The organism is Desulfurispirillum alkaliphilum, from assembly GCF_055378285.1.
Genome location: NZ_AP042405.1, coordinates 2,847,701 through 2,860,598, shown reverse-complemented (window position 1 = coordinate 2,860,598; position 12,898 = coordinate 2,847,701). Strand labels below are relative to the sequence as shown.

General features: G+C 55.8%; 8 protein-coding genes and 1 CRISPR repeat array (1 of these 9 only partly in view). All 8 genes read left to right on the top strand.

Going from position 1 to position 12,898, the window contains the following annotated elements; translation table 11 throughout:
- Positions 1-7,815: direct repeats of the CRISPR family, unit length 29 nt; unit sequence ATGTTCCCCGCACACGCGGGGATGAACCG (it extends 815 nt beyond the left edge of the window).
- Between the two features lie 246 nt (positions 7,816-8,061).
- The 8 genes from ACZ46I_RS12815 (at position 8,062) to ACZ46I_RS12780 (ending at position 12,821) form a co-directional block, all read left to right on the top strand.
- Positions 8,062-8,343, top strand: a complete 282-nt coding sequence (locus tag ACZ46I_RS12815) for a hypothetical protein (RefSeq protein ID WP_226508761.1) — start codon at positions 8,062-8,064, stop codon at positions 8,341-8,343.
- A gap of 39 nt (positions 8,344-8,382) precedes the next feature.
- Entirely contained in the window at positions 8,383-8,688 is a 306-nt protein-coding gene (locus ACZ46I_RS12810; protein WP_226508762.1) for a hypothetical protein, read from the top strand.
- A gap of 26 nt (positions 8,689-8,714) precedes the next feature.
- Positions 8,715-8,993, top strand: a complete 279-nt coding sequence (locus tag ACZ46I_RS12805; protein WP_226508763.1) for a hypothetical protein — start codon at positions 8,715-8,717, stop codon at positions 8,991-8,993.
- A gap of 1,010 nt (positions 8,994-10,003) precedes the next feature.
- Positions 10,004-10,249 carry a hypothetical protein gene (locus ACZ46I_RS12800; protein ID WP_226508764.1) on the top strand — a complete coding sequence of 82 codons (246 nt, stop codon included), beginning with the start codon at positions 10,004-10,006 and terminating at the stop codon, positions 10,247-10,249.
- Between the two features lie 126 nt (positions 10,250-10,375).
- Positions 10,376-10,972, top strand: a complete 597-nt coding sequence (locus ACZ46I_RS12795) for a type IV toxin-antitoxin system AbiEi family antitoxin domain-containing protein (protein ID WP_226508765.1) — start codon at positions 10,376-10,378, stop codon at positions 10,970-10,972.
- Positions 10,969-11,895: a nucleotidyl transferase AbiEii/AbiGii toxin family protein gene (locus ACZ46I_RS12790; protein WP_226508766.1), complete on the top strand. Its 927-nt coding sequence runs from the start codon at positions 10,969-10,971 to the stop codon at positions 11,893-11,895. The genes ACZ46I_RS12795 and ACZ46I_RS12790 overlap by 4 nt, the downstream gene beginning before the upstream one ends.
- 165 nt (positions 11,896-12,060) lie before the next feature.
- Positions 12,061-12,306 (top strand): hypothetical protein, encoded by a 246-nt coding sequence (locus tag ACZ46I_RS12785; protein ID WP_226508767.1) that lies wholly within the window; start codon positions 12,061-12,063, stop codon positions 12,304-12,306.
- 269 nt (positions 12,307-12,575) lie between these two features.
- Positions 12,576-12,821, top strand: a complete 246-nt coding sequence (locus ACZ46I_RS12780; protein WP_226508768.1) for a hypothetical protein — start codon at positions 12,576-12,578, stop codon at positions 12,819-12,821.
- Positions 12,822-12,898 lie beyond the last annotated feature (77 nt).

The window sequence follows — 12,898 nt, the reverse complement described above, 5'->3', positions numbered from 1 at the left end:
TGAACCGTCTCATAAATTTTCTCGATAATGCGGCCGCTGATGTTCCCCGCACACGCGGGGATGAACCGACAAAGTGGCCCGCGCATACGACACTAGCCCGATGTTCCCCGCACACGCGGGGATGAACCGTGCATATTCACCAGCACCATTTGGCGCACCAGATGTTCCCCGCACACGCGGGGATGAACCGTGAAGGACGCCAGGCGCTACACCGGGCCGCACATGTTCCCCGCACACGCGGGGATGAACCGCGCCTGTCCCTGTGCGTCTGCGAAAAAAGGGTATGTTCCCCGCACACGCGGGGATGAACCGACGCTGAGATCATCCAGACCAAATACAGCGCAATGTTCCCCGCACACGCGGGGATGAACCGGCCCTCCATTCTAATGTCGACCGACATCAACCATGTTCCCCGCACACGCGGGGATGAACCGTGTTTACAAATTCAAAAACTAAAACAGCCACCATGTTCCCCGCACACGCGGGGATGAACCGGTGTCGCCCACCGTGGCCGCCGTGTTGCTCCTATGTTCCCCGCACACGCGGGGATGAACCGGGAATATATACATACCGACACTCACACACAACATGTTCCCCGCACACGCGGGGATGAACCGGGAGTCGAGTCGCGCTGGAAACGCATCTGGGGATGTTCCCCGCACACGCGGGGATGAACCGGCAGACTGGGCACCTCGAATCGGAACAGAATCATGTTCCCCGCACACGCGGGGATGAACCGGTGTTCTGGCCGACGGCAGAATGACTCTGGATATGTTCCCCGCACACGCGGGGATGAACCGGCCCAGGGTAGCCCGTCCGGAGGCCAGAGAATATGTTCCCCGCACACGCGGGGATGAACCGGCGAGCAGGCGTTACTACAGCGCTTTCCCGCAATGTTCCCCGCACACGCGGGGATGAACCGCAGCGGGGTCAGGTTCTCCTCGATCCAGTCGGATGTTCCCCGCACACGCGGGGATGAACCGCCGATGGTTTGCACGCCCACACCATCGTCATAATGTTCCCCGCACACGCGGGGATGAACCGGGCGGCCTCTCCCTGGGAGCTGGCCACTCGCCATGTTCCCCGCACACGCGGGGATGAACCGATGAACCTGCTGGAAGCCACAGCACTTATGCCATGTTCCCCGCACACGCGGGGATGAACCGGAGCATGTCATGGATGTTGTTATGTTTTTTACATGTTCCCCGCACACGCGGGGATGAACCGGGATGTGACCAGGAATCCGCTATCCAGATGGGATGTTCCCCGCACACGCGGGGATGAACCGCCCACACCGTTGAATATATCCCTGGCGACAAAATGTTCCCCGCACACGCGGGGATGAACCGCGCAAATTCAGCATCAGGCTTCTTATCAGTGTATGTTCCCCGCACACGCGGGGATGAACCGGCGTATTTGCTTTCTATGTGCAAGCAGATGAAATGTTCCCCGCACACGCGGGGATGAACCGTCTTTATGGAACAGAACCCCTTTGTTCACGTCATGTTCCCCGCACACGCGGGGATGAACCGCTTATGTCTTGGCTAAATCCGGCGAGCTGGATATGTTCCCCGCACACGCGGGGATGAACCGGGCATGCCATACTTCTCTACGAACGTGACCCAATGTTCCCCGCACACGCGGGGATGAACCGGGCGATGTGGCGGGGAACCGCAAGTTCGTCAAATGTTCCCCGCACACGCGGGGATGAACCGCAGCAGTGTTAGATTAACCGGCCGCCAGTTTGATGTTCCCCGCACACGCGGGGATGAACCGCTACCAAACCACAAACAAATCGGCAGAGTCTGATGTTCCCCGCACACGCGGGGATGAACCGCAGAGAATTTCCGTCTGCCTGTTTCACCTGAGATGTTCCCCGCACACGCGGGGATGAACCGACGTTGTGGTAGTCAATAGAGCGGACAATTCCATGTTCCCCGCACACGCGGGGATGAACCGATTCGATAAATTGGTGTAGCTGCTCTGTAGTGATGTTCCCCGCACACGCGGGGATGAACCGTATACGCTATTTGAGTTAAATGAAATGATACCATGTTCCCCGCACACGCGGGGATGAACCGGTGTAAGAAATGGGAATTAGTGCCGACCTTTAATGTTCCCCGCACACGCGGGGATGAACCGCTCACGGGGCGATCTGCCCACCATGGTGCGCTATGTTCCCCGCACACGCGGGGATGAACCGGCAATTTATCTGTCTCAATTTTTTACACCTGCATGTTCCCCGCACACGCGGGGATGAACCGTGGCTCTCAGAGCGCCAATGGGGGACGGTGTAATGTTCCCCGCACACGCGGGGATGAACCGTAGTCGCGGCGCTCGAACGTGTTCAAATCAACATGTTCCCCGCACACGCGGGGATGAACCGCAATTAAACTGATCAAATTCAGCCAAGCGTAAATGTTCCCCGCACACGCGGGGATGAACCGCATGGCCCGTTGGGACGACACTTATCATCATCATGTTCCCCGCACACGCGGGGATGAACCGCGGACAAAATAGACGAATTGGAGCGGAAACAAATGTTCCCCGCACACGCGGGGATGAACCGTTGCAGGAGTTGACACGCAGGAAGATCGGAATATGTTCCCCGCACACGCGGGGATGAACCGGAATTGCCCAGAATCAGTCAACGCGCCCTCCAATGTTCCCCGCACACGCGGGGATGAACCGCGACAAAACAGACCCGACAGCAGCGGAAAGACATGTTCCCCGCACACGCGGGGATGAACCGATTATCTCCTCAGCAATGGATCGCTTTGATCGATGTTCCCCGCACACGCGGGGATGAACCGGCGCAGTAAATACGGCAGCAAAAAGACCGTCAATGTTCCCCGCACACGCGGGGATGAACCGTTGACATTGCCAAAATAGACACGTTCGGAAACATGTTCCCCGCACACGCGGGGATGAACCGCCCCCGTACCTGGCCCTGAATTTTCCCCAGAAATGTTCCCCGCACACGCGGGGATGAACCGGCACTCGTATAGGTGCTTCTTTTTGTTAAGGGATGTTCCCCGCACACGCGGGGATGAACCGTCTGCAGAGGCTTGTGCCGAACACCTTGTCAAATGTTCCCCGCACACGCGGGGATGAACCGCCTCGATAACCACTGGAACTGGGATCGATAAAATGTTCCCCGCACACGCGGGGATGAACCGGCGTCAAACAGGGTGGTTTTCCCTGTGGCGTTATGTTCCCCGCACACGCGGGGATGAACCGATAGCGACGGCGACGTAATCACTCGGGGGGCAATGTTCCCCGCACACGCGGGGATGAACCGAAACTTCTGAGGGGCAGCAGGGTTGGCGTACAATGTTCCCCGCACACGCGGGGATGAACCGGACGCTTTGAACGGTATTGCATGGCGTGATGAATGTTCCCCGCACACGCGGGGATGAACCGACTTCCCATGTTATGGCCCCTCGCGTGTGCGCATGTTCCCCGCACACGCGGGGATGAACCGTGGTCGGCAACCTCCTGCAGGAGCGGAGCAAAATGTTCCCCGCACACGCGGGGATGAACCGAGGATATACGACAAGAGCAGGCGCGACGGTTTATGTTCCCCGCACACGCGGGGATGAACCGTCCTGCGCTTGTGCGGATGCGGATTTGCACCCATGTTCCCCGCACACGCGGGGATGAACCGTGATTTCAACGCGCACCACTGCGATATTGCGAATGTTCCCCGCACACGCGGGGATGAACCGGCCGCTGGAGGTGATGCATGAGTTTTTTACACATGTTCCCCGCACACGCGGGGATGAACCGTCGTCCACGGCGGCCAGGAACTTGAGCCTGTCATGTTCCCCGCACACGCGGGGATGAACCGATTTATGGGCCGATCCAACACCTGGGCGGAACATGTTCCCCGCACACGCGGGGATGAACCGCGGGTCTTCTTCCATGACCCCTGGTATCAGGTATGTTCCCCGCACACGCGGGGATGAACCGCGGCTCTTTCCGCCCATCCATGGAATTATCGGATGTTCCCCGCACACGCGGGGATGAACCGGGATACCGGGCGCTGCTGGTGGGCAACCTGTTATGTTCCCCGCACACGCGGGGATGAACCGACGGATGAGATTGACCTGGCGGCTATGCAGGAATGTTCCCCGCACACGCGGGGATGAACCGGGGAGCGCATCCCGATCCGTGGCGGCCACTGGATGTTCCCCGCACACGCGGGGATGAACCGCACAACAACCGTGATTTGTTCAGCGCCGTATGATGTTCCCCGCACACGCGGGGATGAACCGTTGGAAAAGGGCGGTCAGTGCCGCCCATCTCAATGTTCCCCGCACACGCGGGGATGAACCGATTGTGCCAACATTCCTCGCTGGCGCCCTGGTATGTTCCCCGCACACGCGGGGATGAACCGGCGGTGCTATTGATGGCGCTGGTGGTGCTGGTATGTTCCCCGCACACGCGGGGATGAACCGGGATCACACAAAATCAAAATGGCAGGATGGACATGTTCCCCGCACACGCGGGGATGAACCGTGGCCAACGTTGATCCCTTGCCAAAACTGTGCATGTTCCCCGCACACGCGGGGATGAACCGCAACCCGTCCCCTATAACGCCTGCCCCGGCAGATGTTCCCCGCACACGCGGGGATGAACCGAGACAAAAAGAGCGGAGATCATGGCGCAAATAATGTTCCCCGCACACGCGGGGATGAACCGTGCCAGAGAATGCCCACTTTGAAATCATAACCATGTTCCCCGCACACGCGGGGATGAACCGCCCGGCCTGGGAAAAACCGAGGGGGCGCTGATATGTTCCCCGCACACGCGGGGATGAACCGGCCCATGTGGTAGTAGCGCAGGATGCTGCGCTATGTTCCCCGCACACGCGGGGATGAACCGAAATTCTTGCACAGGGGAGCGCACTACAAAACATGTTCCCCGCACACGCGGGGATGAACCGCCGTCATTGACGCCCTGGGCGTCTGCCCCAACATGTTCCCCGCACACGCGGGGATGAACCGGCGGCTTTGCTCCTGCCATTCGCCGCCCATCTATGTTCCCCGCACACGCGGGGATGAACCGTAGGGCGGTACATCGGCAAATGCGGCACAGCTATGTTCCCCGCACACGCGGGGATGAACCGCTGTTGGGTTTCATTGAGGGATGCCTGCAGGGATGTTCCCCGCACACGCGGGGATGAACCGGCCGTAGCGCAGGAGCGCCACAATAACCTGGTATGTTCCCCGCACACGCGGGGATGAACCGAGCAGTCTATACTCGTCGCTCATCATTATTCGATGTTCCCCGCACACGCGGGGATGAACCGAGTATAGCACGATTTTCTTCCATTGCCATTTCATGTTCCCCGCACACGCGGGGATGAACCGATATTCAAAGTCCCAGGGCTCAAACCTCCCGCATGTTCCCCGCACACGCGGGGATGAACCGAGGGCCGGGCGAACCTTGCATCTATGCTCGGTATGTTCCCCGCACACGCGGGGATGAACCGTCTATTCCAATCAGAATAGATGAACAGTTAAAATGTTCCCCGCACACGCGGGGATGAACCGGATACTGTTGATACCCACGCCAACGCCACTGGATGTTCCCCGCACACGCGGGGATGAACCGAACTTCTGTCGGGGTCATTCATCACCCCAGAGATGTTCCCCGCACACGCGGGGATGAACCGTGACAAGGCGGGCACGGGTGTCGCCTTTTGGTATGTTCCCCGCACACGCGGGGATGAACCGGGGTCAACTTCGGACAGATAGCCGATATCGAGATGTTCCCCGCACACGCGGGGATGAACCGCCGGAGGGGGTGGCGGACACTCTGAGGCTTGGATGTTCCCCGCACACGCGGGGATGAACCGCGGGTCTCCCATATCGGCTCTATTACCCGTATATGTTCCCCGCACACGCGGGGATGAACCGCATTGCATAGCGATCTCCTTTTTATTTCCTGCATGTTCCCCGCACACGCGGGGATGAACCGCTGCTGCACCACATCGCCAGCCAGCCCGGAGCATGTTCCCCGCACACGCGGGGATGAACCGGGATAATGCTTGACACCAAAACGGTTTTATACATGTTCCCCGCACACGCGGGGATGAACCGGAACCGTTGCTGATAGCCTGCAATATCTGCATATGTTCCCCGCACACGCGGGGATGAACCGACTGGTGGAGCTTTGACGATGCCCGCATCATTATGTTCCCCGCACACGCGGGGATGAACCGGGTTTAAAGAGTCACTGGCAGCAGGGCAGGATATGTTCCCCGCACACGCGGGGATGAACCGGACTGGGACTTTGTTACAGATACTTCTATAGAATGTTCCCCGCACACGCGGGGATGAACCGGCCGGACTTGCGCTCAACTGTCTGCTGGGCGGATGTTCCCCGCACACGCGGGGATGAACCGGCATAATACCATCCTCCTGTAATAACAAATATATGTTCCCCGCACACGCGGGGATGAACCGAAAACTATCGTCGATTTCTACCACGTCGCCGCATGTTCCCCGCACACGCGGGGATGAACCGAATATATTCAGCTTGGTTCACGAGGCGGACAAATGTTCCCCGCACACGCGGGGATGAACCGGTATACAATGTAATCACTGCGGTAGATTTGTAATGTTCCCCGCACACGCGGGGATGAACCGCAAACGCTAGTAGCGTAAAGCTACGGCGCTTGATGTTCCCCGCACACGCGGGGATGAACCGTACGGCCGTCTTTGGTTATATTGAGCACCAGAATGTTCCCCGCACACGCGGGGATGAACCGAAATAATCATGTTATCGTTAGTGTGTTCCAGCATGTTCCCCGCACACGCGGGGATGAACCGCGCTCTACCATTCCCTGGACAGTGCAATACATATGTTCCCCGCACACGCGGGGATGAACCGGCCGTTATGGGTATCGGGCACAACGCGGCGGGATGTTCCCCGCACACGCGGGGATGAACCGGTGGCGGAAAAACTTACGCACTCCTTCTGGAAATGTTCCCCGCACACGCGGGGATGAACCGAGGGTGAAAACCCTGTAATACAGTATATTCCAATGTTCCCCGCACACGCGGGGATGAACCGACTGGTTTGTCACTGCCATTTATCGCTCTGAGATGTTCCCCGCACACGCGGGGATGAACCGCTGTCCCTGCCTCGAAAGATAACTGCATATGTATGTTCCCCGCACACGCGGGGATGAACCGCCAAGCCACTGCACCAGCTCCTGGTGGGCGGCATGTTCCCCGCACACGCGGGGATGAACCGTACCCCCGCACCACATCCAGCAACGCAGCCGAATGTTCCCCGCACACGCGGGGATGAACCGAGCCTCCCCATAAGCGATGCATGTCATCAGGGATGTTCCCCGCACACGCGGGGATGAACCGCGTCTTGAGTGAGCGCAGCGTGGAACTATGCAATGTTCCCCGCACACGCGGGGATGAACCGTCCGTTGGTGCAGTTTGGGCATTTGCGCGATTATGTTCCCCGCACACGCGGGGATGAACCGTCCGTTGGTGCAGTTTGGGCATTTGCGCGATTATGTTCCCCGCACACGCGGGGATGAACCGTTCGGTTGTGGGCCAGGTCGTCCTTGATAGTGATGTTCCCCGCACACGCGGGGATGAACCGAATTATAGAACGTATAGAGTACATTATCGATCATGTTCCCCGCACACGCGGGGATGAACCGCGATAAATTCACCCGGCGAATACCGTCTACATATGTTCCCCGCACACGCGGGGATGAACCGTCTTTCAGTACGCTTGCTTTTCTGGATATGGCATGTTCCCCGCACACGCGGGGATGAACCGCAGCCTTGCATGATAATTTTGCGGCTAAAATAGAAAAACCACCCTAACAGCACTCGCTCGGTGTTTAAGGTGGATGCTCAGGTATTTCATGATTGACAACGCTATACGATTATCTGGGGTGAGATTGACGATTAGGCGAGTGGGAGGCCGACCGTCCCTCCATCCAGGTGGCCCTGAGTAGATCAAGGATACCCGTGTTAGCGCGCCGAAAGTTTCTAACATCACTCGCCTGAAAGGAATATAGTCATGGCAGGCGTAAGCGTCAAGATGGAAGTGGATAGTATTGACCTGGCGGAAATCCAGCAAAATATAATCGTAAACGGATACGGCTACCGCCAGCCCGCCAAAAACCTTGCTCGCATTTTTGAAGCGCTTGATGCTCCTGCTCCAGTTGGAAGTCTGGCCACGTGGGTTCTCAATAATTATCCGGAAAATGCGATAACTCACGTGGCGAAAATCCTTGCCGAAAAGCCAGCAAAGCTGATACTTGGAGCATACAAGCGGCTCTCTCGTCCACCTGGACGATGATGACAACATACTCAATGCCAAGCTGAGGAGGCCAGTTGAGTGATCAACGTACATGACTTCAACCCAGCAAAAGGAGAGCTTGAGGCCCTTGGCTTACTCCTGGACGACGGCAGCACTCCCTCCTTTGCCAGGGAGGAGTATGACGACTTTGGCATCACCGACACGGTGACTATATGGAAGCTTTTGCAACTGCGCGGAGAGCATGAAGAGGCCACCCGCTACTGGGAGGTGATACCCGATGAGCTCAAGTGGCCAAACGGTGCGCTTGGTGCCAGCAATGATGTGCTGGAGAGCGAGGGCGTTTTAGCACCTGACGAAACGAACCCGCCAGCACCGCGCCAATAGAAACCGAAACCGGGAGGTTATTGGAAATGGACATACTCGAAACTGCTTTTACCCGTGCCGCCAAATTCAGCGGCACCAAACTCTACCTGCTGGCAAACCTGCTATCAGCCATCATTCTTATCGGCTTTCCTGTTGAGGACCTCAGCACCTGGCAAATCGCCCTGGGTATCCCCGTCGGGGCCATCCTCCTGCTTCCCGTTGCTGGCCTGCTCTGGGGCGCCATAATCATTGCCTTGGGAATCCCCCTGGTAATTGCGACAGCGTGGCAAGATATCCGTATAGCTTTTCCACATCAGGGGCCATAAGCCTGCCAAATTCCCAACCGTAACCATATCGATATTTCCCTCCCTGCACAAGCGGGGATGAATACCCCTGTTGCGACAACGGGATGCCAGAGAAATCAATACGCTTTTTTTTGAATGCAAGAAAGGGATTCCTCTCGCAGCCGCAAAGAACGCGAAGAAGATGGGTGACAAATCGATTTTCTTGGCGCTCCTGGCGTCTTGAGTGAGCGCAGCGAACGGGCGAGAGATATGCCTTTTCGTTTGAATGCCTTTCTTTCAGGACAGGTCTCTGTGTGTGAGACTCCCCTGTAAATAGTTAATACGCTTTCAACCTTGACGGTCGCGAGCAATGACTCTATTCTCCTTATTGGTAGCTTCGGAAACACGGTGAATCTCCCTGCCGTAGGACGCCCCGCAAGGGCCGGATCGCGTGAGGGTGGAACGGGAGCCCCTCCCGGAGCTACCATTTACTTTTCACTACCTGACCATTACGCGTCGTCTGTCGAACATCGGCTATGTTACTGCGGCAAAATGTAAGAGCATAGTTTTTCCATCTCCTGCCACGCGCACTGCTGCTACTCCCAGCCCCGTAGACAAAATGCTCTGGTACGACACGACCAAAAGGGGTGCAAGTTGTACCCCTCTTGATGTGGTTTTGAAAAGTCGCTGTATGACGTGGTGCAGTCAAGGAGTCTGTGGATTTGTAATTGGCTTTCAATGATTGATTTCAGATGAAATGAGATAATGGCGTAAGAAAGCAGGAAAAGAGAGCGGGAGGTAGGGCCCCCCTGTCCACAAGGTAGTGGCAACCCTACATAGCACTCCATGCCCAACGGCATGTGTTACGGCCGGGGGAATATCACCGTGTCACACCCGCTCAGAAAAAAAATATATAGCCATAACGGGTATGTCCGTCAAGGTGAAGGGAGTGGTATTTTTCTTGATTACAGAGTATCCGAGCAGATGCGAAGCTTTGACGCGATCAACGCCAACACGGTGATATGGAAAACAGCCATTCAACAGGTGGGCACATGAACGTCTTTGACCTGAACCCCAGCAAGCAGGAGCGCATCGGCATTGGCCTGCAGATATACGACCGGGAGTCCCCCATGTTCTCCCGCGAAGAACTTGATGCCAATCCTGAAGAAAACGCTGTGTATGTCTGGTCCCTGCTCACCATGCGCGAGCAGGAAGAGGAAGCCGCCCAATACTGGCCCCTGATACCCGACGAGCTCAAGTGGCCAACGGGCCACCTTGGCCACAACGACCTGAAGTGAGGAGTACTCCGCGGTCGTTTGCTGGCAGTTGCAGCGGGGAGTTGCGGTCATCCAAGCGGGGGTAATGCTATTGCAAATTCTATTCACATATGTATATTTGAAGAGAATTTGCACCTTGAGGTTTGTATGAGCAGACGGCATCAGATACTGGAACTTGTCAGCAAAAAAGGAATTATCAGGGCTGAAGATGTTGAGGCTATGGGTATTTCCCGGAATTACCTGTTCTGGATGCACCGGGAGGGGTATCTGGAGAGGATTGCTGTAGGGGTCTATGCCTTGCCTGATGCTCCCGTTTCTGAAGGCTCAACTTTGGCTGAAGTTGCAACAAGGATGCCTCGCGCTGTTGTCTGCCTTGTTTCCGCACTCAATTTTCATGGGATTACCTCCCAGCTTTCCCCTGAGATATGGTTGACGATTCCCCGTGGGTCGTGGAAACCGGATATGCAATATCCACCTCTTAACCTGACGTATGTTTCGGAGCCTGCCTATTCATTCGGCATTCAGGAACATGTCGTCAATGGCGTGCTGGTAAAGGTCTACAGCCCAGCAAAAACGGTGGCGGATTGCTTTAAATTCCGCAGCAAAGTGGGTCTTGATATTGCCATAGAGGGGCTTCGAGAAGCCTGGCGATCACGCAAAGTCACGATGGATGAGCTAATGGAGGCCGCTGAGGTTAACAGGGTATCAAAAGTTATGCGTCCATACCTGGAGGCCGTTGTATGAGCCAGGATAAAAAGGGGAACATTGCGCATTCAATTTCTCAGCGGCTACTGAACCGTGCCAAAGCAAACAAAGAGGATTTTAATTTTCTGCTTTCGCGTTACGGGATGGAGCGTTTCCTTTATCGGATCAGCATTTCTCCACATGCTGACCGGTTGATCTTAAAGGGAGCCAGCCTGTTTCTGGTTTGGGCAGGGCAGAATCATCGTGTCTCCCGGGATGTGGATTTTCTCGGGTTTGGCAATCCGGATGCGGATCAGCTCGCAGAGATATTTCTAGATGTCTGCTGTATTGAGTCTCCGGATGATGGCATGATTTATCTCTGTGACTCGCTGAAGACTGAGGCGATCTGTGAAGGTCAGGAGTATGATGGGGTGCGGATCACTTTAGTTGGTCTGCTTGATCGGGCCCGCATTCCTCTTCAGTTTGATATTGGATTTGGTGATATTGTAACGCCTGCGCCTGAAAACGTCGAGTATCCGGTACTTCTTGATTATCCTCCACCGCTCCTGAGAGCGTATCCACGCTATACACTTGTGGCTGAAAAGACGGAGGCAATGGTCAGACTTGGTTTGGCAAACAGTCGTCTGAAAGATTTTTATGATATCTGGCTTGTTTCCAGGCTCTTCTCGTTTGAAGGAAGTATTTTGCAGAAGGCTTTGCAAAACACCTTTGAGCGGCGACGCACGGCGCTGCCAGAATCAATACCTTTTGCATTCACACCAGCTTTTTATGACGACGCCCAAAAGAGAATTCAGTGGACAGCTTTCGTGAAAAAATCGAAGCCCAGCATTCCGATTTACGATTTGACTACGATTATCACGGATATATCTGATTTTCTCGTACCAGTTGTAAAAGGCCTGCTGTTAAATGATCCCTTTGAATGTACGTGGTTGCCTGACCATGGGTGGAGTGGTGAGTCATAGTGTTCAGCGCCTGACAATACTGGGTGATTTTCGTAGGGCAAATAATACAACATGAGGGTAACGTCCTCCGCAGTTGATTACAGAATATCCGAGCATACAAGGGGCGCTGAACGCGATCAACGCCGACACGGTGACATGGAAAACAGTCCTTCAACAGGTGAACACATGAACGTCTTTGATCTGAACCCCAGCAAGCAGGAGCGCATCGGCATTGGCCTGCAGATATACAACCACGAAGCGCCGAAGTACACCCGTGAACAGCTGGACGCTGACGAGCAGAGCAACGCTGTGTTTGTCTGGTCGCTGCTCGACATGCGCGGGCAGAAACAGGAAGCCGCCGAATACTGGCCCCTGATACCCGATGAACTCAAGTGGCCAACAGGCCACCTTGGCCACAACGACCTGAAGTGAGGAATGTACAAAAATAAAATTCCGCCCGAATAGCGGGCGGAATTTGTGTGCGTACTCACCCCATGCGCAGAGTGGTCGAGTAGAATGGAGCAAGGGGCGCATCCGGTCCATAGCAACTCATTAAAGAATATAGCCACAACAGGCATGCCCGTCAAGGTGAAGGGAGTGGTATCTTTCTTGATTGCAGAATATCCGAGTATACAGGGGGCGCTTGACGCGATAAACACCGATCCAGCCATGTGGAATGCAGCAATACAACAGGTGAGCACATGAACGTCTTTGATCTGAACCCCAGCAAGCAGGAGCGCATCGGCATTGGCCTGCAGATTTATGACAGCGACACTCCAAAGCGAACCCGTCAGCAACTTGACAGCAACCAGCAGGAAAACGCTGTGTTTGTCTGGTCGCTGCTCACCATGCGCGGGCAGGAAGAGGAAGCCGCCGAATACTGGCCCCTGATACCCGACGAACTCAAGTGGCCAACAGGCCACCTTGGCCACAACGACCTGAAGTAAGGAATACCCACACGACCGTGCCATCAGGCTGTTTTCTGTATTTGGTTTTATCTGCGTAAATCAGCGGATATCTTCTC

Excerpts from the sequence above, each read along its gene's own strand:
- ACZ46I_RS12815 (WP_226508761.1), top strand. The coding sequence starts at position 8,062 with ATGGCAGGCGTAAGCGTCAAGATGGAAGTGGATAGTATTGACCTGGCG.
- ACZ46I_RS12805 (WP_226508763.1), top strand. The coding sequence starts at position 8,715 with ATGGACATACTCGAAACTGCTTTTACCCGTGCCGCCAAATTCAGCGGC.
- ACZ46I_RS12800 (WP_226508764.1), top strand. The coding sequence starts at position 10,004 with ATGAACGTCTTTGACCTGAACCCCAGCAAGCAGGAGCGCATCGGCATT.
- ACZ46I_RS12795 (WP_226508765.1), top strand. The coding sequence starts at position 10,376 with ATGAGCAGACGGCATCAGATACTGGAACTTGTCAGCAAAAAAGGAATT.
- ACZ46I_RS12790 (WP_226508766.1), top strand. The coding sequence starts at position 10,969 with ATGAGCCAGGATAAAAAGGGGAACATTGCGCATTCAATTTCTCAGCGG.
- ACZ46I_RS12785 (WP_226508767.1), top strand. The coding sequence starts at position 12,061 with ATGAACGTCTTTGATCTGAACCCCAGCAAGCAGGAGCGCATCGGCATT.
- ACZ46I_RS12780 (WP_226508768.1), top strand. The coding sequence starts at position 12,576 with ATGAACGTCTTTGATCTGAACCCCAGCAAGCAGGAGCGCATCGGCATT.